Origin of the sequence: Treponema denticola ATCC 35405, assembly GCF_000008185.1 — a bacterium.
Lineage (GTDB): Bacteria > Spirochaetota > Spirochaetia > Treponematales > Treponemataceae > Treponema_B > Treponema_B denticola.
This window is the reverse complement of record NC_002967.9, coordinates 1,720,083-1,745,890: the sequence shown is the minus strand read 5'-3', so window position 1 is coordinate 1,745,890 and position 25,808 is coordinate 1,720,083. Positions and strand designations below refer to the sequence as shown.

At 37.7% G+C, this 25,808-nt stretch carries 20 protein-coding genes, 2 tRNA genes and 1 pseudogene; 16 read left to right on the top strand and 7 right to left on the bottom strand.

What is annotated here, in order from left to right; all coding sequences use genetic code 11:
* The first annotated feature begins 9 nt into the window (after window positions 1-9).
* The 14 genes and pseudogenes from TDE_RS08090 (at window position 10) to rplI (ending at window position 17,158) form a co-directional block, all read left to right on the top strand.
* Complete coding sequence (locus TDE_RS08090) at window positions 10-1,710, top strand: hypothetical protein (protein WP_002679395.1); 1,701 nt, start codon at window positions 10-12, stop codon at window positions 1,708-1,710.
* Between the two features lie 48 nt (window positions 1,711-1,758).
* On the top strand, window positions 1,759-4,041 hold the full coding sequence (locus tag TDE_RS08085) for a tetratricopeptide repeat protein (RefSeq protein WP_002679393.1): 2,283 nt from the start codon (window positions 1,759-1,761) through the stop codon (window positions 4,039-4,041).
* Window positions 4,038-5,387, top strand: a complete 1,350-nt coding sequence (aroA, locus tag TDE_RS08080) for a 3-phosphoshikimate 1-carboxyvinyltransferase (RefSeq protein WP_002679391.1) — start codon at window positions 4,038-4,040, stop codon at window positions 5,385-5,387. The genes TDE_RS08085 and aroA overlap by 4 nt, the downstream gene beginning before the upstream one ends.
* A 98-nt stretch (window positions 5,388-5,485) precedes the next feature.
* On the top strand, window positions 5,486-8,449 hold the full coding sequence (locus TDE_RS08075; protein WP_002679389.1) for a ligand-binding sensor domain-containing protein: 2,964 nt from the start codon (window positions 5,486-5,488) through the stop codon (window positions 8,447-8,449).
* Window positions 8,450-8,509: 60 nt separating this feature from the next.
* The gene (locus tag TDE_RS08070; protein ID WP_002678446.1) at window positions 8,510-9,046 is read left to right on the top strand and encodes an adenine phosphoribosyltransferase; all 537 of its coding nucleotides are present in this window, start codon (window positions 8,510-8,512) and stop codon (window positions 9,044-9,046) included.
* Between the two features lie 140 nt (window positions 9,047-9,186).
* Window positions 9,187-10,956: a V-type ATP synthase subunit A gene (locus TDE_RS08065; RefSeq protein WP_002669362.1), complete on the top strand. Its 1,770-nt coding sequence runs from the start codon at window positions 9,187-9,189 to the stop codon at window positions 10,954-10,956.
* A gap of 1 nt (window position 10,957) precedes the next feature.
* The gene (locus TDE_RS08060) at window positions 10,958-12,253 is read left to right on the top strand and encodes a V-type ATP synthase subunit B (protein ID WP_002669361.1); all 1,296 of its coding nucleotides are present in this window, start codon (window positions 10,958-10,960) and stop codon (window positions 12,251-12,253) included.
* A gap of 10 nt (window positions 12,254-12,263) precedes the next feature.
* Window positions 12,264-12,878 carry a V-type ATP synthase subunit D gene (locus TDE_RS08055; protein WP_002679385.1) on the top strand — a complete coding sequence of 205 codons (615 nt, stop codon included), beginning with the start codon at window positions 12,264-12,266 and terminating at the stop codon, window positions 12,876-12,878.
* Window positions 12,875-14,736: pseudogene (locus TDE_RS08050) on the top strand (V-type ATPase 116kDa subunit family protein). The gene TDE_RS08055 and the pseudogene TDE_RS08050 overlap by 4 nt, the downstream one beginning before the upstream one ends.
* A 15-nt stretch (window positions 14,737-14,751) precedes the next feature.
* Window positions 14,752-15,174 carry an ATP synthase subunit K gene (locus tag TDE_RS08045; RefSeq protein ID WP_002669353.1) on the top strand — a complete coding sequence of 141 codons (423 nt, stop codon included), beginning with the start codon at window positions 14,752-14,754 and terminating at the stop codon, window positions 15,172-15,174.
* 143 nt (window positions 15,175-15,317) lie between these two features.
* Window positions 15,318-15,599: a 30S ribosomal protein S6 gene (rpsF, locus tag TDE_RS08040; protein ID WP_002669351.1), complete on the top strand. Its 282-nt coding sequence runs from the start codon at window positions 15,318-15,320 to the stop codon at window positions 15,597-15,599.
* A gap of 12 nt (window positions 15,600-15,611) precedes the next feature.
* On the top strand, window positions 15,612-16,118 hold the full coding sequence (gene ssb / locus TDE_RS08035; RefSeq protein ID WP_002669349.1) for a single-stranded DNA-binding protein: 507 nt from the start codon (window positions 15,612-15,614) through the stop codon (window positions 16,116-16,118).
* 40 nt (window positions 16,119-16,158) lie between these two features.
* Entirely contained in the window at window positions 16,159-16,428 is a 270-nt protein-coding gene (rpsR, locus tag TDE_RS08030; RefSeq protein ID WP_010957016.1) for a 30S ribosomal protein S18, read from the top strand.
* A 130-nt stretch (window positions 16,429-16,558) separates the two neighbouring features.
* Window positions 16,559-17,158, top strand: coding sequence for a 50S ribosomal protein L9 (rplI, locus tag TDE_RS08025; RefSeq protein ID WP_002679371.1), 600 nt, complete (start codon window positions 16,559-16,561; stop codon window positions 17,156-17,158).
* 467 nt (window positions 17,159-17,625) lie between these two features.
* Here rplI and clpX read toward each other — a convergent pair whose 3' ends face one another.
* From clpX to TDE_RS07995, 5 genes are all read right to left on the bottom strand, one after another.
* On the bottom strand, window positions 17,626-18,873 hold the full coding sequence (clpX, locus tag TDE_RS08015; protein ID WP_002679368.1) for an ATP-dependent Clp protease ATP-binding subunit ClpX: 1,248 nt from the start codon (window positions 18,871-18,873) through the stop codon (window positions 17,626-17,628).
* Entirely contained in the window at window positions 18,866-19,459 is a 594-nt protein-coding gene (clpP, locus tag TDE_RS08010; RefSeq protein WP_002679367.1) for an ATP-dependent Clp endopeptidase proteolytic subunit ClpP, read from the bottom strand. The genes clpX and clpP overlap by 8 nt, the downstream gene beginning before the upstream one ends.
* 24 nt (window positions 19,460-19,483) lie before the next feature.
* Entirely contained in the window at window positions 19,484-20,839 is a 1,356-nt protein-coding gene (tig, locus tag TDE_RS08005) for a trigger factor (RefSeq protein WP_002679366.1), read from the bottom strand.
* Window positions 20,840-20,925: 86 nt separating this feature from the next.
* Window positions 20,926-20,997 (bottom strand) — tRNA-Gly (locus TDE_RS08000).
* Window positions 20,998-21,029: 32 nt separating this feature from the next.
* A tRNA-Leu gene (locus tag TDE_RS07995) sits at window positions 21,030-21,109 on the bottom strand.
* Window positions 21,110-21,339: 230 nt separating this feature from the next.
* Between TDE_RS07995 and TDE_RS07990 the strand changes: the two genes are divergently transcribed.
* Window positions 21,340-21,888 carry a MarR family transcriptional regulator gene (locus TDE_RS07990; RefSeq protein ID WP_002679365.1) on the top strand — a complete coding sequence of 183 codons (549 nt, stop codon included), beginning with the start codon at window positions 21,340-21,342 and terminating at the stop codon, window positions 21,886-21,888.
* 64 nt (window positions 21,889-21,952) lie between these two features.
* On the opposite strand, the gene TDE_RS07985 is transcribed toward TDE_RS07990, so the two are convergent.
* Together TDE_RS07985 and TDE_RS07980 are read right to left on the bottom strand one after the other, a co-directional pair.
* Window positions 21,953-23,146, bottom strand: a complete 1,194-nt coding sequence (locus TDE_RS07985) for a MalY/PatB family protein (protein ID WP_002679364.1) — start codon at window positions 23,144-23,146, stop codon at window positions 21,953-21,955.
* A 10-nt stretch (window positions 23,147-23,156) separates the two neighbouring features.
* Entirely contained in the window at window positions 23,157-24,533 is a 1,377-nt protein-coding gene (locus TDE_RS07980) for an APC family permease (RefSeq protein ID WP_002679363.1), read from the bottom strand.
* A gap of 216 nt (window positions 24,534-24,749) precedes the next feature.
* On the opposite strand from TDE_RS07980, the gene TDE_RS07975 reads away from it, so the two are divergent.
* Window positions 24,750-25,808 carry a s-methyl-5-thioribose-1-phosphate isomerase gene (locus tag TDE_RS07975; protein ID WP_002679362.1) on the top strand — a complete coding sequence of 353 codons (1,059 nt, stop codon included), beginning with the start codon at window positions 24,750-24,752 and terminating at the stop codon, window positions 25,806-25,808.

The following is a 25,808-nucleotide window of genomic DNA, read 5'->3' as shown; positions in this document are numbered from 1 at the left end:
TTAAAAATTATGAAAGTTTTTTTTAGATTGGTTAAAATTTATTTGGCTTCTGTTTTTAACTTTAAAAATTTTAAGGCTCAAATTCAAAAAAGAAAAAAGAAGGGTGATCAAACCGTAACAAAAAATTCCAAGGCTAAGATGTTGGGAATGGTAATCCTCTTTTTATTTGTTTTTGCGGAATTTTTATTTATTTTCGGTTTTTTGATTTTCGGTCTATACGGAACGGCAAAGGCCGTAAACAATATAAGCATTCTTTTTGAAGTAACGGCACTTCTGATCTCTTTTATTAGTCTTTTATTCGGGTCCATGCTTACTATTTCTACCTACTACATAGGCGAAATTGAAGAACAGTTTTTGTCTATGCCCATTAAGCCGCGTACCTTGTTTGCATCAAAGTTTTTTGCAAACAGCCTTAATTCGATTATTACCTCTTTTGCTTTTTTTGCAGTTTTAATGGGAATTTACGGGTATATGGAATCTCCGCCCTTTATGTTTTATATATCGGCTGTCATCTGTGCTCTTGTAATTCCTCTGCCTATGATTTCCGTATGTTATTTTTTTAATATCCTTATTATGCGTTTTACTCGAGTTTTTAAAAATAAAAACGTTATAATGGCCTTAAACGGAATTTTAGGTATGGCTCTTGCCTTAGGTTTTAATTATATAATTCAATCGTCTTCGGGTTCCGATCCTGAAGCTCTTTATAAAATGGTTGAATCCAAAGCTGCCGCCTTTCAAAATTTCGGGTCATTCTACCCGCCGGTAAAACTTGTAGGTTATATTTTAAGTGAACCTTCTTCTGTTTTAAGCTTTTTATATATCCTATTGTTGATTGCTTTTTGTGCAGCTCTTCCGGCCTTGGTTATAGGATTTATGTCAAAACTTTATACGGAAAGCTTAATAGGCTTTAACGAAAAAAGTATAAAAAAACTGGAAGCAAAGCAGGTTTCAAGTTTTTTACATAAAAACATAAAAAAATCATCTCCCTTTATTGCTTATGTAAAAAGGGAATTTAGAATGATGAACCGTACTCCCGTTTATCTTTTAAACGGCCCTTTTTCCATTATCTTTATGCCTATCTTGTTGATTGTTATAAGTATTGCAAAGGGATTAAACTTAAATAATATTCCTCCCAATATAATCGATTTTATGCAGGGAAATGCAGGCTTTGTAATTACAGGCCTTGCAGCAGGCTTTTTAGGTTCAATGACCAACATCGCAGATACGGCTCTTTCAAGAGATGCAAAATTTATTCCTTTTATAAAGAGTTTACCGGTTAATATTGCGGTTTATATGTATGCCAAATTAGCCCATGCTATGATTTTTGCTCTTTTTGCCATAGTAATAGGCGTGGGGTTTGCAGGCTTTGTATTTAAATTCGGCCTTCTTCATATAGTTTTATCGTCTCTGGTAGCTCTTTGCTTTTCGGCCCTTGTAAACCTTGTTTCTTTATTTTTGGATACTGCCCATCCTAAACTTCATTGGGATAATCCTGTTGCGGCTATGAAGCAAAATACAAATGTGCTTTTTATTATGTTTTTTAATATGATTATATTGGCTCTCTCTGCTGTTGTAGTATTTTTCACTATGAATTCCTATTTTTGGCTTATCTTAATCTATTTTTGCGGTATACCTGCAGCCGTCTTTGCGATTTTGATTAAGCCCTATGGAATATATGCAGAAAATAAAATTGCAAGTATTGAATTGTAATTACCTGCTAGACTAAAACGCGTTTTTTTTGTAATCTTTTAAAATATTATGGAAAGACTTAAATTATATTTTTCTTATTTTAAGAACAAGATTCTAAAAAAGTATGAGAGTAAAAAAGCTCAGTCGGTAATAGACACGGAAGAAATAAAAGAAGAAATATGGGAAGCCGATTTTTCTAAAAAGGAAAAAGCTCGTTTTATTGAAGAAACGGGAGACGGGTATCAATCCTTGTTTGAAGAAAACCTTGACGGTAAGCATTCCTATTCTTTGGAGCTAAAGCGTAAACATCTTTACGCTTGGGCCCTAAACCCCTTATTTAGATATAAGGACTTTGTTCTTGATGCCGAAATTGAGCTGCCTGTTTTTACCGATAACTTCTTTCCTGAAGAAAATACAAGTGCGGGCTATTGTGCTGCAGGATTTGTCTTTAGACACATAAGCGATAAGGCCTTTTATTCGCTTCTTATTTCCGACAAGGGATGGATAAGACTTGAGGCTGTTGTTAATTCTACTCCCATGCCCATCCTAGGCTGGACAAAGCCCTTGACCGATATCGATAGTTCAAAATTTAAAATAAAATTAATCTGTGCGGGAACAAGTATAACGGTTCTTGTAAACAATACTTGGTTAGGTAAATTCGAGTCCGATATTGTTCAGGCTGCCGGAAAAATCGGCTTTGCAGGGCAGAACTGGGAAACCTATCCTAAGGTAAAATTTTACTTAAACGAGTTTAAAATTATCTCTCAGCCCCTTCTTGTAGAAAATACCGATTCTGCCGCCAATAATCCTGATGCAATTTCTCCTGAAGCCTATATTAACCTTGCTTCAACCTATTATGCTATGGGGCAATATGTTGCCGCCATCTACCAAATAAAACAGGCATGGAAACTCCGTGAGCCCGGCATTCAGGATCACATTTTAGCCGGAAGAATATATTTTGCCCAGCATTTAAATGAAGAAGCTGAAAAAGAATTTTTACATGCCCTCGATATTGAACACGATAATTATGAAATAATGGCCGAGCTTGCCGGCCTATACTATCAATCCGGCAATATGAAAAAATTGGGAGATATTCTCAAAGATATTCCGAATGATGAAATTGAAAAGTCGGTCTTGCTTTGCTCTTTAAAGGGGCATTTTTTAAATTCCCAAGGGAAACATGAAAAATCGGCCGCCTTTTATGCAAAGGCCTTTGAGTTAAAACCGGATCAGGGCTTATTAAAGTACAATGAAGCAAACGAGCTAAATCTTGCCGGAAAAACAGCTGAGGCTGTAGAAGCCTATACTGAGGCGGGGAAACTTTTTTTGGCTTCCGAAGAATATAACGAAATGGCCAATGTAATAAACGCCCTTGAGCGTATTGCTCCTGAGGATGAGCGTACCTGGGCCTTAAGCGGTAAATTCTATTATGCTGTAGACAATAAATGGGAAGCTAAGCTTAATTTTAAAAAACTATGTGATGCAAAGACGAGTGATTCTACAATATGGTATTTGTACGGCCTTCTTATTCATGATGAAAAACCTGAGGAAGCCGTCAAATTCTTTAAAAAGGCTTGTAAGCTTGGGCCTGAACACGGGCTTTATCATTTTCGCTTGGCGGAGGCCCTGTATTTAATAGGGGAAGACTGCTCTGTTCCTCTTTCGGAAGCTGAAGCCCTTGAACCTAATAACGGCTGGATTTTTAATTTAAAAGCTCTTTGTGCAATCGATGAAGATGCCTTTTTTGACGCTCAAATCGAAATTGAAAAGGCCCGAAAGATGCTCCCCGACGAGATAGTTATTTTGGAAAACTATGTTGAGATTATGCGTCTTCAAGGCCGTTTAAAAGAATGTGCACCTCTTTTTGACATCGAGGCGGGAACCGCCGATTTGGCTGCAGAAAGAAATAGGGCAGAGGCATTCCATATTTATGCAAATGCCTTGTTCTTTGATGAGCAATATGATGAAGCCGATATTTGGTATCAAAAGGCCTTAAAGCTTAAACCCGTAGATCCCGTTCTTCTAACCGATAAGGCAGAAAACTCCATAAAGATAGGCTATCTAAATGATGCTGACGGCCTTTTGGTTAAGGCTATGGATATAGAACCTACGGAAAGAATATACAGGCTTATTTCCCTTCTTGCAGTAAAAAAAGGAGACCATGCCCGTGCAGAAGTCAGCTTAAGACAAGCCATCGAAGAATTCGGCGAAAGCGAAGAGCTTTTATTCGATCTTACAAACCTTTATATTCAGACAAATCGTAAAGAAAAGGCCAAGGAAACTATAAAGCTCTTAACAAACTGTGAAGATCAAGAACGCCTAAAGGAACTTAAAGCTCTTTTAAAAAAATGATTTTAAAGATTAAAAAATCAAAACCCGTATCTCCCATGCCCATTGAAGTACCTCCTTCAAAGAGTCATTCAATGAGGGCTCTTGTTTTGGCTACATTTGCTGAAGGTCCTTCCCAAATAAAAAATCTTCTGATGAGCGGAGACACTAAAACGGCTGTATCGGTATTTGAATCCTTAGGCGTAAAATTTAAAATAGAACAAAAAAACATATCCTCTGCCGATATAATTGTTTTTCCGCCGAAAGAAGGCTTAAAAAAAAGAATCGAAAAACAAAAGCAGATAAAAATAGATGCGGGAAATTCCGGCACTCTTTTTTACTTTTTAGGTTCCATTCTTTCTTTAATGTCTTCCGATTTTATTTTAACCGGAGATTCATCTATTTTAAAGCGTCCCGCGAAGCCTTTAATCGAAATTTATGAGGAGCTCGGTTTAAAATACGAATTTCTTGACGGTTTTGAAAAGGCTCCCATACGGGTTTTACCCGGCTCATCTTCAATTAAAAACCTTAAAGGAAAAACGCTCTGTCTTGAGGGGGATTTTTCACAGGTTGTAAGCGGCCTCCTGCTTGGAGCCGGCTTACTCGATTTTCCTTTACAAATAAATTTAAAAAGAGCAGGGGAGCTTCCCTACTTAAAAATGACCCTTCATTGGCTTAAAACTTGCGGTATTAAATTTGATGTTTCGGACGATTTTAAAACTTTTAAAATTATAGAAAGTCAAAAAATTTTAGGTTTTTCGGCAGGCATTCCGGCCGACTGGTCTAGTGCTGCCTTTCCCATTGCCTTAGCCCTGATTACGGCTTCAACTATCAGCATAAAGAATATAGATATAAATGATGTTCAAGGAGATGCGAGGATAGTAAAGGTCTTAAAAGAGATGAATGCGGATATCCGCTTTGAGGAGAAATCGCAAACCCTTAAAATTTTTCCTTCAAGTTTAAAGGGCGGAACCTTTGACTGTTCCGATATTCCCGATGCAGTTCCGGCTCTTTCGGCGATAGCCTGTTTTGCAAAAGGCGAAACCATTTTAAAAAATATAGAAATCTGCCGTTATAAAGAGTGTGACAGACTTTCCGTAATTTCCTCAGAATTAAAAAAACTTGGAGCCGATATTACGGAGGGAAGGGATGTTTTACATATAATAGGAAACGCAGGTAAAAACCTAAGCCCCGCCTCGGTTGATTCTCATAAAGATCACCGCATAGCTATGATGCTTACCATTATAGGCTTTGGTATTGATGATAAAGATGGGACTGTATTTACCCTAAAAAACGCAGAGTGTTTTGATATAAGTTATCCATCCTTTTTGGAAGATCTAAAAAGGATGGGATTTAACATTAGTCAATAAATATGTAATGGTTCCATTAATAAGCAGTTGACTTTTTCTATTTAATGTTTTAGACTTTTTAGGTGGTGTATTGGTGTTTGATATAAGGGATTTCGGATGTGTATAAGAAACTAATTCTTTTATTTTTTATTTTGATTACTTTTAATTTATTTTCTGATGAGGATGTTCTTGTTTTTTACTCTCAGCCTTCATCCATTGCATCCAAATTTGTTACCGGTATTTTGCAGGATTCATACGGCCGGATTTGGTTCGGTACTAAAGAAGGTTTGGCATATTATGACGGTATTAAATATAAAAATTACGAATATATTCCTTTTTCAAAAGATTCCATTCAGTCTTCGCAAATTCAATGTCTTTATAATGACCCTAGAAAAGCAGAAAACGGAAGCGATGTGTTTTGGATAGGCACTTTTTACGGAGTTGAAAGGTTTAATGTCGACACGGAAACTTTTACCCATTTTGATATGACGAGTTCGGTTGTTCTCTGCTTTTTAAGGGATTCTCACGGCCGCTTATGGATCGGAACCTTGGACGGCTTGTATATACTAAATGAAGATGACGGTTCCGTTGTTAAATTTTCTCAAGCTTCCGAATTTTATATAGGAAACAACGGAATATCCCATATTTATGAAGACTCTGAAGGGCGGATATACGCATGTACACATGAGGGCTTATGGGAATATGATGAGCCCAATAAAAGATTTCGACGATCAAGGCTTTTTGAAAAAAATAGTGCGGTTACTGACTCAATTATTAATAATATTTTTGAAGAAGACGGAATATATTGGGTATCCGTTTGGGATACCGGACTATTTCGAATTGATCCTAAAAACGGAAAACGAGACCTGTTTTCATTTTCAAACAACAAAATAACATGCCTATCAAACGAATTTTCTGATAATGTACTATTGATAGGAACTTGGGGCGGCGGCTTAATAAGTTTTGATAAAAATACATATTCTTATACCGAGTATACTTCAAAACAGCGTTCATATAATCTTTCAAACGATTTTATTTTTTCGATATATGTAGATACTTACGGCTCATTATGGGTCGGCACAAACGGAGGCGGAGTAAACATATATGATACTAAACGTATGTGGTCAAAACTAATATTGCCCCATGAAAATAAAATCGACGGCAGAGAAAATTCGGTTTCCGGTTTGACTAAGGATAAAAACGGAAACTTATGGATAAGTCTTTTAAATAACGGTATAACTTATTATGATTTAAGCACAGGAAAAAAGAAATACTATCGTTATTCCGAATCTAAAATTATTTCCAACTCCGTATTTAAATTTTACATAGATAAAAATGAGGATATATGGGTTGGTACGGATCTTGGGTTATGTAAGTACGATAAAAAAAAGGATGCTTTTGTTGGAGTTAATCTATACAATGATAATATAATTGAAGACGGTGAAAGACTTATATACAATATCATAAGCGATGATAACGAGTTTTTATGGATAGGTACTTATGATGGAGGCCTTATTAAATTTTCACCTTCATCCGGAATTCTTAAGCGATATAAAAATGATCCTAAAAATCCCAATAGTATATGCAGCAATCTTGTTTTTAGCCTGCTGATCGATTCTTATAAAAGACTTTGGGTAGGAACCAACAAGGGCCTTGCCGAGTATAAGCCTTCAACCGATGAATTCGCAATATACCGATACGATGTAAATAACAGAAAAGGTATTTCTTCAGACCGAATAACCTCATTATTTCAAGATGTTTCCGGTAAATTGTGGATTGGAACAAGTGACGGAGGAATTAACATATTCGATACCGAAAAAAAAGAGGCGTTAAATTATACTGCAAATGAGGGGCTCCCCGCAAACTTTATTATCGGTATGACCCATATGGATAATCACTCCATATGTGTTACTGCAATAAAAGGTATGACAATATTTAATAAAGATACTGAAATTATATACAGTTATACTTTATATAACCATGAAAGACGATTTACAACAGTTCCTATTATGATTGGAGATCAATGTTTTGTGGGAACACAAGAAGGCGTTTTAGGCATGGATATTAACTATCTTTTATCGTTTAAAAGACAAGAGGTTCCCGTAAAAATACGAACTATAGGTATAAACGGAAATCAGACTCCGGTATTTAAAATAGATCTTCAAAAAACTTATAAATATAAGTATTCCGAAAATAATATAAGCTTTGAGTTTTCATCGATGGATTTATCTCCTCTTTCAAGACCTTCTTACATTTTTATGCTCGAAGGTTTTGATAAAAATTGGATTAATGCCAATATGAAAAATTATGTACAATATACTAATCTTAAACCGGGAAAATATACATTTAAAGTAAAGGATATTTCAAATCCATATCCTGAACCAACATCTTTTACTTTTATTATAGAAAAACCTTTTTGGCTTTCGACGCCGATGATAGCCGTCTATATTTTAATTTTTGCAGGCTTAACTTTTTTAGCTTGCAGGATTAATAGGCTCTTTCAATATAAGATTGCCAATAAAAAACTTCAACAAGAACAAAAAGACCTTATATCTGCAAATGAACAGCTTACGGTTTTATCTACGGTTGACGAATTAACAGGTGTAGGGAACAGAAGACAGTTGGACACAGTGGGTAAGGATCTTTGGCGTAGGGGATTGGATAATAAACAACCGATATCATTGATAATGATAGATATAGATTTATTTAAACAATACAATGACCTGTATGGACATCAGGCCGGAGATAATGTTCTTAGAACTGTTGCTCAAACCTTACAAAAAAAACTTAGAGCAAAATATGATTTTGTAGGAAGATACGGAGGAGAAGAATTCTTGGTTCTGCTTTATAATAGCTCTGCCTCCGAAACAATGAAGATAGCCGAAAAACTCCGTATTGAAATTAAAAATTTAAATATTGAACATTCGGCTGAAAAGGATAAGATCTTAACTATCAGTTTAGGTGCTTATACTTCCGTTCCTAATAATGAGCTTTCATATGAAACTATGCTTTCTTTTGCAGATTCTGCTCTTTATAAAGCTAAGGAAAGCGGAAGAGATATCTGCAAAATGTATACGGAGTAAGACTTATAAAATAATATCTTCCTATTGACCATTGCAAAGATAAGGTGTAGACTGTTCATCATGAAAGATAAAATAATTGACGCTGCGATTAGACGCGTTCCGGACTTCCCTAAAAAGGGAATCCTTTTTTATGATATTACCGGTATTTTGGTTAATCCGGAAGTTTTTAGCTATTGCCTTGATAAGATGACGGAAATGTACAAGGATAAAAAGGTAGATGCTGTTGCCGCCATTGAGGCTAGAGGCTTTATATTTGCTGCTCCCTTTGCCTATAAAATGGGAATACCTCTTATTTTAATTAGAAAGAAAGGAAAACTCCCCGGAGAAACTTACTCTGCCTCGTATGACCTTGAGTACGGACAAGCATCTGTTGAGGTTCACAAAACCGATGTAGTAAAAGGTCAAAAAGTCCTTCTTTTAGACGATCTGATTGCCACAGGAGGAACTTTAAATGCAGCCCGAAGTATTTTAGAAGAGGGCGGGGCAAAAGTTGTAGGTTTTTGCGGAGTTGTAGGTTTACCCTTTTTAAATTATAGCAAGGTTCTCGGGGATTTGCCTGTAAAGACTCTCATAGAATATGACAGCGAAAAAATTTAATTCTATTTTTAAGATTTTTGATTTTTTTATTGCATATTTTTTATTTATATGATAAAATCTAAAAGTTACTTTGTAAATTTTTACAAAGTAACTTTTAAACTTAGGATTTATGCTTTATTATACGTATTTGGAGTTATGATATGACTAAAACAAAAGGAAAAGTAGTCGGTATTAACGGTAACATGATAAGCGTTTCTTTTGAAGGCTTGGTTACCCTTAACGAGGTAGGCTATGTTGAGGTTGGTTCAAAAAAACTAAAAAGCGAGGTAATCCGTATCAGGGGGGAAGTAGCTCAGCTTCAAGTATTTGAAATTACAAAGGGAATAAAGGTCGGTGATATCGTAGAGTTTACCGGAGATCTTCTTTCGGTAGAGTTGGGCCCCGGTCTTTTAGGCCAAGTTTATGACGGGCTGCAAAATCCCTTACCTGAGCTCGCTGAACAAGCCGGTTATTTTTTGGAAAGAGGTATCTATTTAAATGCCCTTTCCCGCACGGCAAAATGGCACTTTACTCCCTCTGCTAAAGAAGGAGACACATTAAAGCGAGCAGACTTGCTGGGAACCGTACCTGAAGGCAGTTTTACCCATCGTATCATGATTCCTTTTAACATGTATGGAACTTATAAATTAAAATCTATAAAACCTGAAGGCGATTATACAGTAGACGATACAATAGCCGAGGTTACGGACGAAAGAGGAAACGTAATACCTCTTACCATGAGTTTTAAGTGGCCTGTAAAACGTGCAATCGACTGTTATGCAGAACGCTTAAAGCCGACGGAAACCTTGGTTACAAAGATGAGAACAATGGATACATTTTTCCCCGTTGCTAAGGGCGGAACCTATTGTATTCCCGGTCCATTCGGTGCAGGAAAAACCGTTTTGCAGCATGCTACCAGCCGAAATGCCGATGTCGACATCGTTATTATTGCAGCCTGCGGTGAGCGAGCCGGTGAAGTTGTAGAAACTCTTACAGAATTCCCCGAGCTTAAAGACCCCAAAACGGGCCGAACCCTCATGGAGAGAACCATAATTATCTGTAATACGTCTTCAATGCCGGTTGCTGCCCGAGAGGCCTCGGTTTATACAGGCGTAACCCTCGCGGAATACTATCGCCAAATGGGCTTGGATGTTCTTCTTCTTGCAGACTCTACCAGCCGATGGGCTCAGGCTCTTCGAGAAATGTCGGGCCGCTTGGAAGAAATCCCCGGTGAAGAAGCCTTCCCTGCCTATCTTGAATCCTACATCGCCGCCTTCTACGAAAGGGCAGGTATTGTCCGATTAAGCGACGGTTCAAAGGGCTCCGTTACAATCGGAGGAACCGTATCTCCTGCTGGCGGTAACTTTGAAGAGCCCGTAACTCAAGCCACGCTAAAGGTAGTAGGAGCCTTCCATGGTCTTTCACGAGAAAGATCCGATGCCCGAAAGTATCCGGCAATTCACCCCCTCGATTCTTGGTCAAAATATCCCAGCGTTCTTCCTTTAGAACAAGTCAAATACGGAAGAAGCTTTTTACGCCGAGGAACCGAGGTTGAACAGATGATGAAGGTTGTAGGTGAAGAAGGAACAAGTATAGAAGACTTTATCATTTACTTAAAAGGCGACTTACTCGATGCCGTTTACTTACAGCAAAACTCCTTTGATAAGGTAGACGATGCAGTTTCGGTTGAGCGCCAACAGCACATATACAATATTTTGATTGAAATTTTAGGTACTTCATTTAAATTTGTTTCAAAAGATGAAGCCCGCTCTTATTTCAGCAAACTTAAACTTATGTTCATCGACTATAACTACTCGCCTTGGGGCTCGGATGCATTTAAATCCCATGAAGACGGAATTAAAAAGCACATCGCCGAAAAAGCGGATAGCTTAGACGAAAGAGCTAAAAAATTATTGAAGCAGGCGGTGTAAGATGAAAAAGGTATATAGTAAAATAGAATCGATTAACGGTTCGGTTATTACGGTTAAGGCCGACGGCGTATCATACGGAGAATTGGCCGAGGTTCAAACCCGTTTCGGAGCCTCCCTTGCAGAAGTCAATAAGCTTGAAGGAGACTTGGTTTCATTGCAGGTTTTTGCAGGAGGTCGAGGTGTTTCAACCGGAGATGAGGTACGCTTTTTAGGTAAGGAAATGCAGGTAAGCTATTCCGAAGACTTGCTCGGCCGTATTTTTAACGGTTCAGGCGATCCGCGGGATTCAGGCCCTGCTTTAAAGGATAACATGATTCCCATAGGCGGCCCTTCGGTAAACCCCTCAAAGCGTATTCTTGCAAACAGAATGATTAGAACCGGTATTCCGATGATCGACGTATTTAACACCCTTGTCGTTTCTCAAAAGCTTCCCATATTTTCAAGTTCCGGTGAGCCTTATAACGAGCTTTTAGCCCGAATAGCCATGCAGGCCGAGGTTGATGTAATTATCTTGGGCGGAATGGGCTTAAAATATGACGATTATCTTTATTTTAAGGACACCCTTGAAGAAGCCGGTGCTTTGAGCCGCACTGCCATGTTCGTTCATACGGCAGCTGACCCTACGGTTGAGTGCCTTATGATTCCGGATATGTGTCTTGCAGTTGCAGAAAAATTTGCCATTGCAGGCAAGAACGTATTGGTTCTTTTAACCGATATGACAAACTTTGCAGATGCAATGAAAGAAATAGCCATTATTCAGGAACAGGTTCCTTCAAACCGAGGTTATCCCGGAGACCTTTACAGTCAGCTTGCAGCCCGCTATGAAAAGGCTGTAGACTTTGCCGATGCTGGTTCCGTTACGGTCTTGGCCGTTACAACAATGCCCGGTGATGACGTAACGCATCCGGTTCCGGATAACACCGGTTATATTACCGAGGGTCAGTTCTATCTTAAAAACGGACGAATCGAGCCATTCGGAAGCCTTTCACGATTAAAGCAAAACGTAAACGGTAAAACAAGGGATGACCACCGAGCCTTGATGGACAATATGATTAAGCTCTACGCCTCATATAAGGATACATTGGAAAAGAAGTCCATGGGCTTTATGATGAGCGAATGGGACGAAAAGCTACTAAAATACGGTGCAAAATTCGAATCGGGAATGATGGACTTATCCGTAAACATTCCGCTTGAAGATGCCCTAAATCTAGGCTGGAAAATTCTTGCCGAATGTTTTACCCGTGAAGAAACAGGTATTAAATCCGAGTTGGTAAATAAGTACTGGCCGGCAAACTAAAGGGTAGGCTATGGCGATAAAACTGACAAAAAATGAGCTGAAGAATCAAAAAGAATCTTTAAAAATGTATAGAAGATACTTGCCGACTCTTCAACTCAAAAAACAGCAGCTTCAAACCGAAATCCGCACCATCGAAGCCAGGGCTAAAGAAGTAAGGCTTCACAGAGATGCCCTTCATCGCGAATTCGAAGACTGGGTAGCGGTATTCGGCGAGCAAAATGTTTTTCACCCCTCGATGGTTAAGATAAAAGAACTTTTAACTTCAACCGGAAATATTGCGGGAGTGAGTATCCCTGTTTTTTCAGGTGCGGAATTTGAACGCTCTAAATATGATCTTTATAAGACTCCTCTTTGGGTTGATACGGCTGCCGAAAAATTGCAGGAAGTTTTGAGCTTAGACCTTGAGGCAAAGGTGCTTGACGAACAAGTCCGCCTATTGAATTCCGAGCTTAGAACGACCACTCAGCGCGTAAACCTCTTTGAAAAGGTTAAGATACCCGAAACTAGGGCAAACATAAAAAAGATTACGGTTTATTTGGGAGATCAGCAGGTTGCAGCTGTTGTTCGCGGTAAGATTTCAAAAAAGAACCTTGAAAAGGTTCATCATAAGGATGAAGCTCTATGATTGTACAAATGAAAAAAGTAACTCTTTTAGTCTTAAAAAAAGAACAGCGTCATGCCTTAAAAGATTTAAGAAAATTAGGGCTTTTACATATTGAAGACCGTCCTGCAAACGGTACTTTAATAAACGAGCTAAGATCCGAAAAAAACGATATAACTCTTGCTATGAGCCTTTTAACGGAATATCTTCCCAAAAAAGAAAAAAAAGGAGTAACACCTCCCTCTCTTTTAAGCGAAGAAGATACCCTCACCTTTGTAGATTCCGTCTTGTCCTTAACAGCTTCTTATAAGAGCAATATGGAAGAATCTGCAAGGCTTTCAGGCGAAATAGCCTCTTATGCCGAGTGGGGAGAAATAAATACTGCCGATTTTAATTTCTTGGAAGAAAAAGGTATCTATCTTTTTCCTGCAACTACCTCATTAAAAACTTATTCTTCCCTTTCCGAAGATATTAAGACTATTTTAGTGGGGAAGGGAAAAACGGGGGTAAGGTTTTTAATCTGGAGCAAAACAAATGCTCTTCCGGTTGATTTACCTCAGGATATTATTCCTTTAAAACTGCCTGAAACTTCCGTTAAGGCCTTAAGAGAAAAACTTAAGAGTTTAATGGCTAAGATTTCTTCTTACAAGCAGGAAATGACAAAGATGTCTGCCTACTTAAACTCTCTCCGTGCCTTGGATGAAATTGTTACCAAGAAGCTTCAATTTGAGATTGTGCATGATGGTATGCAGACAATAGATTTCGGAAATCAAGATGATGAAGAGAGAGTTCAATTAGTTTGGCTTACAGGTTATATTCCATGCGAAGATGAAGCAAAACTTTCTTCCCTCGCAAAGGAAAAGTCTTGGGCCTATATTTCTCAAGATCCCGAAGAAGAAGATCCTGTACCTACAAAGATAAAGCGTAATAAGATTGTAAACCTGATTTCTCCCTTAATCGACTTTTTGGGTACGGTTCCCGGTTATACTGAGCCTGATATCTCTCTTTGGTTTCTGCTCTTTTTCGGAATTTTCTTTGCAATGATTTTTGGAGATGCCGGTTACGGTGCCGTTTTGTTCGTAATTTCAATTATTTTGATATTAAAAACAAAGGCAAAAAAACAAAAAGTGCCTACAGCTTTTTATATGTTCGGCTATTTGGGACTTATGACCGTTATTTGGGGTACCTTGGTTTGTAACTGGTTCGGTATGTCTACCGAAATTGTACCGCCTTTTCTTAAAAAATTGGCTGTTCCGGCTATTGCAAACTTTACCCCTGAGGATGTACGCAATCAAAACCAGATTTTGCTTTGCTTTACCCTAGGCTTAACCCAGCTGATGATAGCCCATGTAGTAAGTTTATTTAGGAATATTAAGTCCCCTAAATTTCTTGCCGATGTAGGTTCTCTTTCGATGCTCGGCGGAATGTATTTTGTGGTTTTAAACCTTGTTGTAGATTCCCAAAAGTATGCAATAAATAATGCCGTGCTTCTTGCGATCGGTGCGGGTTTTGCTTTAAACTTTATCTTTGTAAACTATTCTAAAGGAATAGGGCAGGCTATTGTTGAAAGCTTAAAAAACATTATCAATATGCTTTTGGGCGTAGTAAACGTATTTGCAGATATTATGAGCTACATAAGACTTTGGGCTGTAGGTCTTGCCGGAGGCGCTATAAGTGCAACCGTAAACGAGATGGCAGGCCCTGCCTTAGAGGCTTTATAATCTTTGCAGGTGTCTTACTTTTATTGTTCGGACACGGTCTTAACTATATTATGAACGTGCTTTCCGTTATAGTCCACGGTGTTCGATTGAATACCTTGGAATTCTCTAATCATGTAGGCTTGACTTGGTCGGGCTTTAAATATGAACCCTTTAACGAATAAATTTGGAGGAAGGATATGACTTTTGGTTTTTTTGGTGCTGCTGCTGCGTTGGGTATTTCAGCTATCGGTTCTGCAATCGGTCTTGCAATTGCAGGTCAGTCAACAATCGGTGCATGGAAGCGCTGTTATTTAAATAACAAGCCCGCTCCCTTCAGTTTGGTCGCCTTTGCAGGCGCCCCGCTTACGCAGACTCTTTACGGTTTCTTGCTTATGAACAGGATGCTTACATCCTCCCAGAGCGATTGGTTCTTATTGGGCTTAGGCCTTGTTTGCGGTGTTTCTATCGCAGCTTCAGCTATTGCTCAAGGTAAGGCTTCTGCTTCAGGTTCCGACGCTATGGCTGAAACAGGAAAGGGCTTTGTACAGTACATTACTATCGTAGGTCTTTGCGAAACCGTTGCTCTTTTCGTAATGGTCTTCGGCATGATGAAATGCTAAAGCCTACAGTATGCGGGATGATGAAGTGCTAGGTTTAGCCGGTTTTATGCCGGGTATTGACTAAGATAGTATTTTTTGATATTCTATGAAAACTCCGGCTCGCAGAAAATGCGGGCCTCAGAAATGTGTCCATAGGAGGGAACATGAGAAACTATGAACTTATGACGGTTTTTCCGGTTGAAGAGGATCTCTATAAACCGGGAATAGATGCTCTACATTCAATTCTGGCGGATTTCGGTGTTCAGATCAAATCTGAAGAGCCTTTCGGCGATCGGGATTTAGCTTATGAAATCAAAAAGAAGACAAAGGGACGTTATGTGCTTTTCAACATTGAAGCAGATCCTGCAAAGATGATTGAATTGGATAAGCGTTTTAAGCTGATCACTCAGATGTTGACCTATCTTTTTGTTCGTTTAGAGGACTAAAAAGGAGACTTTATGGCAGATATAAATCATGTAGTATTGGTAGGCCGCTTAACTAGAGATGCTGAGCTTAAATATACGTCTTCCGGTATTGCGGTTTGTAATTTTGCTATAGCGGTCAACAGAAGACGGAAAACAGGCGATGACTGGAGCGAAGAAGCAAGTTTTTTTGACGTGGTTCTTTGGGGCCGGCAGGGTGAAGCCTTAAACCAGTACCTTGTAAAAGGTAAACAGGTTGCTATTGACGGAGAGCTTAGGCAAAACCGTTGGGAGCAAGACGGGCAAACCCGCAGCAAGGTTGAGATTGTTGCTAACAATATTCAGCTTGTCGGAGGCTCGGCAGGTCAGGGCGGACAATCACAGGCCGCACCTCAGCGCCAAGGATCATATCAGGGCGGTGGAAATAATTCGTATAATGATGGAAATCAAGCACCTTCTGCTTATCAAAGAAGACAGGAGCCTTCTTATGATGATTACCAGCCGGATATGGGAAATTCAGATTTGGATAATATTCCATTTTAAGGAGATTTAAATGTCGGACGAAACAATGAATGATGTAGACATGGAAGCTAACATGCAGGAAAATATTCGCGAAGGCGAAGACAAAAGAAAGGGTAGATCTTTTTACCGCAAAAAGGTTTGCCGCTTTTGTGCACAAAAGGTAAAGATCGATTATAAAGAACCGGATGCCTTACGCCGTTTTATAACCGAGAGAGGTAAGATTCTTCCCAGAAGAATTACCGGAACTTGTGCAAAACACCAGCGAAAACTTGCCGTTGAAATTAAGCGTGCAAGAGCTGTTGCATTGCTTCCTTTCGTTATGAACGAATAGGAATTTTAATGTAAGCAGCTGCCTAAAGCTTCATTGCGTTAGAGTTTTTGCTTACATTAAAAATTAGACTATGTCAAAAAGCCCTTTCCGACTCCCGGAATTGGGCGGATATTTTTTTAGGAGCTTGTATATGAAAGTAATTTTAAATGAAGATGTTAAGTATCTCGGAGAAGAAGGCGATATTAAGAACGTAGCTAAGGGATATGCCCGAAACTACCTTTTCCCCAGAAACTTAGCTGTTCCTTGTAATGAGTTTACTCTGGCTCATTTTGAATCACGTAAAGAAGAAATTGAAGCTAAAAAGGCTGCAAAACGCCAAGATGCTGCAGGGCTTAAAGAAAAACTTGAGGCTCTTTCAATTAAGATTCTTATGCCTGCAGGACCTAACGGAAAACTCTATGGTGCCGTTACAACTCAAACTCTTTTTGATGAACTGCAAAAACTTAATTTCGATATTGAAAGAAAACGTATCGAAATCCTCGGTCAGACAGTTAAGAGCACAGGTGTACATAAGGCCATTGTAAAGCTTTATGAAAATACCTCTGCAGAGATTTCTTTTACCGTTGAGGCTCAGATTGCTGAAGAAAAGCCCGTTAAGGCTTCCGAGAAAAAAGGACGAAGACCTCGCAGGGATGAAGAAGCTTCTGATGAACAAATTTTAGCAGAAGAAAATTCCGTTACTGAAGAAGCCGTTTCTGAAGAAATTCAAAATTCGGAATCGGAAAACTAAGACTTTATAAATATGCGGATATTTTATCCGCATATTTAAATTTTAATCCTTATGGATAGTAAAGATATACAACCCCAGCCCAGATATAAACGTTTTACTATTCGCTTTTTAGACCGCTCAATAAGATTTTTGAGTGCTTCTATCTTTGCTTTTATTATTTTTTATATTTTAAGCAGTTCCCAAGATTTTTTAGATTCCAGCCTGTTTATAATCTTAAATGTATTGATGAGTCTTTGTGTCTTACTTATAATTTTTACTTTTGCAGCAATTGCCGTTAGAATTTTTTTTATGATACGTTATAAAGAGATTAATATTATAAAATTCATTACGGATATATTTTTATTGTTTTTATCGATAATATTGGCTGTTCTTTTTTCTTTTCTCGTAGTAGTTGCAAAGGGAAACGTATAAAAAAAGACTGCCGCAAGGTTTTTCTTGGGACAGTCTCATTAATATTTCGATAAGTTTTAAGCGGTTTTTTCGTCGAGAAGTTTTATCTTCGGTTTTGACGAAGAGTTTCCTATCATTTTTTTATTTATTATCAGCTCTTTTCTACCCTTTATGGAGGGGGCTTCAAACATTGCATCCAGCATGAGCTTTTCGACAATGGAACGTAAACCTCTCGCTCCCGTATTTTGGTCTATAGCCTGCTGAGCAATGGCTGTAATAGCATCTTTGTCAAAGTGAAGATCGACATTATCAAGTTTAAAGGTTGCCTGAAACTGTTTTATTATGGCATTTTTGGGTTCAACCAATATTCGTGTTAAATCTTCCTTTGTAAGCTCATTTAAGGCTACCTTTATCGGGATTCTTCCTATCAGTTCCGGGATAAGCCCGAATTTTACCAAATCATCGGGTGAAACCTGATCATACAACTCGGTAAGATTTTTTTCGCTCAGCTTTTTTACCTCAGCACCGAAGCCTATAGGCTTTGTAGAGATGCGGGCTTCCACTATCTTATCCAAACCCACAAATGCCCCTCCGCAGATAAATAGGATATTTGTTGTATCTATTTTAAGCATGTCCTGATTCGGATGCTTTCTTCCGCCCTGAGGAGGTACAGAAGCTGAGGTTCCTTCTATTATTTTTAGAAGAGCTTGTTGAACACCTTCGCCCGATACATCTCGGGTAATGGAAACATTTTCGCTCTTTCTGGAAATCTTATCTATTTCATCGATAAAGATGATACCCATTTCGGCTTCTTTTATATCTCCGTTTGCATTTTGGATAAGCTTAAGAAGGATATTTTCCACGTCTTCGCCTACGTAGCCTGCTTCGGTCAAGGTTGTTGCATCGGCGATGGCAAAGGGAACCTGCATTTTTTGTGCAAGGGTTTTTGCTAAAAGAGTTTTACCCGATCCCGTAGGGCCCAGCAAAAGGACATTTGACTTTTCTATGACTACGTCATTCTCTAAAGGAGGATTCATTATCCGCTTATAATGGTTATAAACGGCTACAGATAGAACTCTCTTTGCCTGTTCTTGACCTATTACATATTCGTCAAGATATTCTTTGAGCTCTTGAGGTGTAGGAATGGCTCCTGAACGGTCAACAGGCCTGACAGTCTTATACGATTTTATATAGCTTTCGCAAAGATCTACACATCTATCACAGATGGCAATACCTCCGGGACCCGGAACTACAAAGCGTTCAGAGCTTTCCGGTTTATTACAAAAAGAGCATATTAAAGCTCCGCCCATTCTATTTCTAGCCATCTTTTCTCCTATTCATAACGGTATCGATAATACCGTAGGTTAAGGCTTCTTCAGCCGACATAAAGAAATCTCTTTCCATATCGGCTGCTACCTGCTTTTCCGTCTTGCCGGTATTTTCCGCAAAGTATTTAATAGTAAGTTTTTTTAATCTTACAATTTCCTTGGCTTGGATATTTATATCTACCGCCTGTCCTTGAACTCCTCCCCATGGCTGATGAATCATAACACGGGATGAGGGGAGGGCATAGCGTTTATTTTTTGCTCCTCCGGCCAAAAGGACTGCTCCCATACTGGCGCATTGCCCCAAGCAAATTGTTTGTACATCGGGACGAATGTGCTGCATAGTATCGTAAATCGCAAGGCCTGCCGTTACAGAGCCTCCTGGACTGTTTATATAGAGGCTGATATCCTTGTCGGGATTTTGGGCCTCTAAAAATAAAAGCTGGGCTACAACCAAATCGGCAGACATATCGTTTATTTCTCCGTCTACAAAGATAATTCTATCCTTTAAAAGACGCGAGAAAATATCATAGCTGCGTTCTCCGTTTCCGGTTTGTTCAATTACATAAGGTACAAGTGTACTCATTTTTTTTCCTTAAAACAGTAAAATTTAATCTTTTAAAAGTTCATCAAATGTAAGCTTTTTGCCTTTTTTGATTGTCGATTTTTCATAAAGAGCTTTAAAAAGTTTTTCTTCTTTTAGACCTTCGCTTAAATATTCTTTTTCGCGAGGGTTGGAATAATATTTTTTCAGCTCATCAAGAGCGATATCCATTCTTTCGGATAAACGGACATATTCGGCCTCAATCTCGTCATCGCTTACTTCAATATTTTTTTCTTTAAGAAGGGTTTCAATTAAAACTCTTTCCTTTAAAGTTTTCTCGGAATCCTCTCTCCAGCCTTCTAAAAGAGCTGCTTTTGATTGCGGGCCTTTACCGAACATTTTTTCAAGTTCTTCAGGCGTGGTTCTAAATTGATTAGCCATCATCATCCATCTGGATTCAAGTTCTGCTCTTACCATAGATTCAGGCAGGTCTATTGTATGTTCTTTTACCATTTGTTCGGTTAAAGCATTTTTTTGTAAAGATTTGATTTTTTCTTCTACGCTTATTTCAAACTTTTTCTTGATATCGGCCTTTAATTCGTCCAAGTTCTTATATTTTTCGTTTATATCTTGAGCAAAGTCATCATCAAGGGCCGGTAAATCTTTGTATTTAAGAGCTGTAAGAGTTACCTTTATTTTCTTTGTTTTTCCGGCAAGGTCCTTGTTTGAATCATCCTCGGGGAAGGTCTTTGTGATTTCCTTAGATTCACCTTTTTTCATGCCGACTATATCATCATCAATCTTATAGATATTTAAGCCTGAACCTATTGTAAATACAAAGTCTTTTCTTTCGGTGCCTGAAATAGTTTTTCCTTCATCGTCAAGTTCGCAATAATCGATTGTTGCAATATGGTCTTTTTCGGCTGAAGTTCCTTCTTTGCAGGCTGTAACAAGGGCATTCCGCTCTTGAAGCCTTTCAAGTTCTTTTTTTATGTCTTTTTCAGAAACGCTTGCTTCCGGCACTTCAATAGTAAAGCCCTCCGTTTTTTTAATTTCTACCTTGGGGAAGACATCATAATGGACTGTAAAGGAAAAGTCTTCTTCAACTTTTAATTCGGGCTTTTCGTTCAGTTCGGGATAAGAGTAGGGGAGAGGTCTTTCATATTCATCAAGAGATTCAAAGATTTCTTTTAAGGACTCTTCGATTAGGTCTCCTGCAAGATCTCCTTTGATAGCATCGCCGTATTTTGTTTCAAGTACGGATACGGGAACCTTTCCTTTTCTAAATCCCGGTATTTGAAGCTCTTTTGAGTATTTGTTGAGCAGTTTTTTATAGCTTTCTTGAACATCAGATTTTTTTATTTTTACTGAAAGTTCCGCATGTGATTTTTCTTTAAGAGTTACGTTCTTTTCGTAGTCCATTTTTCCTTCCTTAGAGTTGATTTTAAGACAGCCCTTTGTACAAAAGGGTATAAAAAAAAGCGATCCGTTCACCGAATCGCTTTAGAAGCGGGAAACGAGGATTGAACTCGCGACATCCACCTTGGCAAGGTGGCGCTCTACCACTGAGCTATTCCCGCAATTCTACTCCACTTTTTGTTTTGTGGAATTGTGCGAGAGGAGGGACTTGAACCCTCACGCCGAAGCACTAGATCCTAAGTCTAGCGTGTCTGCCAATTCCACCACTCTCGCTTAACAGTGAGCGTGTGTATAATATACATAAACCCAAAAAATGTCAAGTATTGAAATTTTATGAGTAAGTCATCTAAAATGTCTTGCTCATGGGGAGGAGTATATGCTTTTTTTATATTTTTGTCAATAGTTTGAGATAAAAATGTCTAAATAATTGACAATTTTTTTTAAAATGTCTATCATGTAAATGTGTATTACTAAATTTTAACCAGACTGTTCGGGAGTTTTAAATGTTGAATGATATTTATAAAAATGAAATAATTAATGCATGGGTAGAAGACAATGAGCCTGTAGATTTGATTGAAAAAAGGTATAAAAATATAAGCAATATTGTTGATGGCATGTACGATTTTGTATTATCATTTTCTTATTATTATACTATAAGGAGAGATTATGGTACGGGTAAGAAATATACGATGATTGAAATGCATATTTTGACCGATATTTATGATAATGAAAATATAACGGTTTCAGCTTTGGCAAAAAAATGGAATAGAACATCAAGCGCAATTTCTCAAATTGTGCATAGGCTTATAAAATGGGGCTTGGTTTATAAGGAGGTAAACCAAGCTGACGGTAAAGTCTTTTTTTTGCACACTACAGAAAAAGCAAAAAAAACGGTTTTAACTCATAAAGCTTATGACAATAAAGACAATGTCAAGACAAGAAAAAAACTTCTTGAAACTTTTACCGTTGATGAAATGGTAGCTTTTGATAAAATTTTGAAAGCTTACACCGATATTCTCGAAAAAAATAACAGCAAAAATAAGCCTTTATAAAAGACCTCCCCACATTTTATATATTAAATATGAGGAGGAATTTTACCGGCAGTAAATTTTATTTTTAATGCCGGTTTTTAAGATCTTTTAAGGCCTTATTTAGTCTTTCTAAACTTTCTTGAATAACAGATGATGGAGCTGCCAAGTTGATTCTTTCAAATCCTATACCTCCGTCTCCAAAAATATAGCCTTCATCAAAAAATATTTGAGCTTTGTGAATCATAAATTCTTCCATATCCTTATGATCCATTTTCAAAGCTCTAAAATCTATCCATTGCAAATAGGTGCCTTCAATAAGAGGAGCCTTTATTTCGGGGTGATTTACTTCAAAAAAATCTTTTACAATTCTTTGATTTTTGTCGATTACCTTTATGCAGTCATCCAGCCATTTTCCGCATTCTTTATAGCAAATTTCGCAAGCCTTATATCCGAGTGTAGTAAATGGCATCCCGCTTGTAATATCCCGAGACTTTGTAAACCTTTCCCTGATATCCGGATTTTTAATTATTATATTGCTCATGCCCATTCCTGCAATATTAAATGTTTTAGACGGTGCAGTAAAAGTAATTGTTTTATCGGCAAGCTGCTCATCAATAGATTGGAATACTGTATGCTCATAACCGGGCATAATTAAGTCAAAGTGAATTTCATCTGACCATAGCATAAGATCGGATTTTAAAACTATATCCTTTATTTTTTGAAGTTCATCTTTTTTCCAAACCCTGCCTACAGGATTGTGCGGCGAGCAAAAGAGCAAAGCCTTATTGTTTTTATCCTTGGATAATTTTTCTAGTTTTTCAAAATCGATTGTATAATATCCGTCTTTTTCCAATAATTCACATTCTATGATTTTACGCTCTTGATTTTTTATAGCCATAAAGAAAGGATAATAAACGGGGGTGATGATAATGACTCCGTCTCCCGGTTTTGTAAATTCCCTAACGGCATTGAACACTGCAGGAACGACCCCGGCAGTATTTATTATCCAGTCTGTTTCAATATCCCATTGATGCCTATCCTTCATCCATTTTTTTATGGTTTTTTTATACTCTTCAGTCGGTCCTGTATATCCTAACACTGTTTCGTCAAGATATTTTTTTAAACCTTCAATAAGTTCCGGCGGATTTTTAAATTCCATGTCTGCTACCGAAAGAGGAACCACCTCATTTCCAACCTCAGGATTTTGTGAATACATTAAATCCCACTTAAGTGAACCTAAGTTTTTTCTTGAAATTTTTGTTGTAAAATCGTAAATCATTTTTTTTCTCCTATTCTTCAGTTTCAGCAAGTAAGGCATCTTCGATAATTTGCCTTTTATTTGCTTCCAATTCTTCAATTTTTACATGTTTTGATTTTAAATTATAAATTGATAGAATCGATATGATAACCATAATCCCTATCATCAAAAGTTTTTCCTTTGTAGAAAGCATCATAAACAGGTTATAGCATACTATGGCTGCACAAAGTGCCGAAAGAATACATATGATGTCCATAAGTATTCTGGGCATATGCAATACCGATTTTTTCCATTGCTCCGGATAATCCCGTATCACCTTAATACATTTTATATTTGTATATAGGTTTGTAAGCATTGCAGGTATCATTACCAGCGAAACAATAGCATCTAATTTTAAGCCAAGCAAAACCGGTAAAATTGATAATATGTAATAAATACCGTAAACAGCCCATGGATAACCGGTCTGAGTTGTTTGTGTAAAAAATTTTGGAAGCCAACCTGCTTGTGCTACTTTTAGTATTGGATATCGAACCATTATTATGCCGGTAATCATAGATGTTGCTATGGCAAAGACAGCCCCTCCCATTATAAAGAGAATAAAAATTGATCTTGGGAAAATCTCAGCTGCTACAAGTGAAAGATTTTGACCTGCAACCTCGCTTATGGGAAGTACTCCTGCCGATACATAGCCCATTAAGCCATAAACAATGGCAATTGCTATTGTTACGAGGAATATACCATAGGGTATATTTTTTTTTGGCTTAATAGTTACTGCCGATACAGAAACCGGCCCCATTGTGGTTCCTTGACATGCCCATCCCATTATTGCAATGCCGGCAATGATACCTTTAAATCCGTCTGTAAAAAAATTGGGATCTGTGAAATAGCCCGGTTTTACCTTAGGAACTCCAAATACAATATAAAAAATAATTGCTAGGATTAATACTACGGTCATTATATTATTGATTGTAGAAACAAATTTTGAACCTCTTATAGTTGCTGCAAAAAATAAGGTAATAATTATGATCGCAATTAATTTAGTGTAAGGTAGAATTTGAGGAAAAACTATTCCTGCATAATTTACCATTGCAAGGCTATACATAGCAACAGAAAATCCATTAATAAATGTTATGTATCCATTTATACCTGTAAAAAAAGGATTAAACACTAGGGCCTTTTGACTATAATCACCTCCTTCAAACATAAACATTGATGATAAAAGGACATTGTAAAAGTATGCTAAAAGCATAAAAATACAACCAGCCATAATTGAAACGACAATGGATTTACCTGTAGCGGCAATTCCTAAGCCTGTTAACACGAAAATCCCTGAACCTACGGCTCCGCCAAAACCAAGAGAGAAAATGTTAAATAAATTTAAATTTCTCTTTTCTTTTTTTGCTTCCATAACTGCACTCCTTTCATTGATATTATAGTTAAGGTTGTTTATTATTTACACCATTAACTATTAAGTATATTATAAAATATCTTTTTAAAAAACGCAAGTCTTCTTTTAAGTTTTTTTTATTTTATACTGACAAAGTTATAAAAAATGCTTATATTATTAAGTAAATTAGTGTAGAATTTATAAATAAAACAGGAAAAATCGGTAAAATACTTAAAAATGCGAGAAGATTATAACTTAGGCTTTATTTTACAATATGAAAATGTTGCTTGGTTTGATGAAGAATGTGGAGAAGTGCGTATTTTAGACAGGCGTATTTATCCCGAAAAAAAAGAATTTTGTATATGTAAAACATACGTGGAAGTTGCAAAGGCTATTGCCGACATGGTAACCCAAAGCGGCGGGCCATTTTCAGCGGCTGCTATGGGTATGGCTCTTGCTGCCTATCAAGGAAAAAATCTTTCAAAAACGGCATACCTTGAGTTTATGAAAGAGGCAGCATATATTCTATCCCATGCCCGTCCTACCACAAGCAAGGCAATGCAGCTTGTTACAGCCGAATCATTGAGCCTTTTTGAAAGACTCATCCAAAGCGGATTGTCTTCAAATGAAATTATTACCTCCTTAAAACAAAATGCAGTAGAGCAAAACAATGTCAGGTATAAAAAAAATACGGCAGCCGGCTCTTTTTTTGCCGATTTGGTTCCTGACGGATCTTCGATTTTAACCCAATGTTTTGGAGAGACTACAGTCGGAGGATATTTACGCAGGTTTAAAGAAACCGATAAAAATATCAAGGTTTTTTGTGCCGAAACCCGTCCATATTTTCAAGGAGCCCGATTGACCGCTTCTTTGGCCTATGACATGGGCTTTGACACGACCGTCATTACCGACAATATGATAGCCCTTTTAATGAGCGAAAAAAAGATTAACTTTTGTGTTTCAGCTTCCGATGTTATAAGCCTTGACGGTTCTATCATAAACAAAATAGGAACCCTTCAAATTGCTATAGCTGCAAGTTACTTTGGTATTCCTTATTACGCAATAGGCTTTCCCGATAAAAATTATGTTTCTGCAAAAGAAGTAAAAATTGAATATAGAAATCCTGAAGAAGCTCTTTACGCTATGGGAAAAAGAACTGCAATTTTACCGGATGATTGTAATCTTGAAAATAAGAGCGGTTCAATCTCAGGGCTTTATCCTGCCTTTGATATAACGCCTTATGAACTTTGTGCAGGTATAATTACGGATAAAGGTTTTTTTCAACCCGGAGCTTAA

Excerpts from the sequence above, each read along its gene's own strand:
- clpP (WP_002679367.1), bottom strand. The coding sequence starts at position 19,459 with ATGAGTACACTTGTACCTTATGTAATTGAACAAACCGGAAACGGAGAA.
- TDE_RS08055 (WP_002679385.1), top strand. The coding sequence starts at position 12,264 with ATGGCGATAAAACTGACAAAAAATGAGCTGAAGAATCAAAAAGAATCT.
- aroA (WP_002679391.1), top strand. The coding sequence starts at position 4,038 with ATGATTTTAAAGATTAAAAAATCAAAACCCGTATCTCCCATGCCCATT.
- TDE_RS07990 (WP_002679365.1), top strand. The coding sequence starts at position 21,340 with ATGTTGAATGATATTTATAAAAATGAAATAATTAATGCATGGGTAGAA.
- tig (WP_002679366.1), bottom strand. The coding sequence starts at position 20,839 with ATGGACTACGAAAAGAACGTAACTCTTAAAGAAAAATCACATGCGGAA.
- rpsF (WP_002669351.1), top strand. The coding sequence starts at position 15,318 with ATGAGAAACTATGAACTTATGACGGTTTTTCCGGTTGAAGAGGATCTC.
- TDE_RS07975 (WP_002679362.1), top strand. The coding sequence starts at position 24,750 with ATGCGAGAAGATTATAACTTAGGCTTTATTTTACAATATGAAAATGTT.
- ssb (WP_002669349.1), top strand. The coding sequence starts at position 15,612 with ATGGCAGATATAAATCATGTAGTATTGGTAGGCCGCTTAACTAGAGAT.
- TDE_RS08085 (WP_002679393.1), top strand. The coding sequence starts at position 1,759 with ATGGAAAGACTTAAATTATATTTTTCTTATTTTAAGAACAAGATTCTA.
- TDE_RS08060 (WP_002669361.1), top strand. The coding sequence starts at position 10,958 with ATGAAAAAGGTATATAGTAAAATAGAATCGATTAACGGTTCGGTTATT.
- TDE_RS08070 (WP_002678446.1), top strand. The coding sequence starts at position 8,510 with ATGAAAGATAAAATAATTGACGCTGCGATTAGACGCGTTCCGGACTTC.
- TDE_RS08045 (WP_002669353.1), top strand. The coding sequence starts at position 14,752 with ATGACTTTTGGTTTTTTTGGTGCTGCTGCTGCGTTGGGTATTTCAGCT.
- clpX (WP_002679368.1), bottom strand. The coding sequence starts at position 18,873 with ATGGCTAGAAATAGAATGGGCGGAGCTTTAATATGCTCTTTTTGTAAT.
- TDE_RS07980 (WP_002679363.1), bottom strand. The coding sequence starts at position 24,533 with ATGGAAGCAAAAAAAGAAAAGAGAAATTTAAATTTATTTAACATTTTC.
- rpsR (WP_010957016.1), top strand. The coding sequence starts at position 16,159 with ATGGAAGCTAACATGCAGGAAAATATTCGCGAAGGCGAAGACAAAAGA.
- rplI (WP_002679371.1), top strand. The coding sequence starts at position 16,559 with ATGAAAGTAATTTTAAATGAAGATGTTAAGTATCTCGGAGAAGAAGGC.
- TDE_RS07985 (WP_002679364.1), bottom strand. The coding sequence starts at position 23,146 with ATGATTTACGATTTTACAACAAAAATTTCAAGAAAAAACTTAGGTTCA.
- TDE_RS08065 (WP_002669362.1), top strand. The coding sequence starts at position 9,187 with ATGACTAAAACAAAAGGAAAAGTAGTCGGTATTAACGGTAACATGATA.
- TDE_RS08090 (WP_002679395.1), top strand. The coding sequence starts at position 10 with ATGAAAGTTTTTTTTAGATTGGTTAAAATTTATTTGGCTTCTGTTTTT.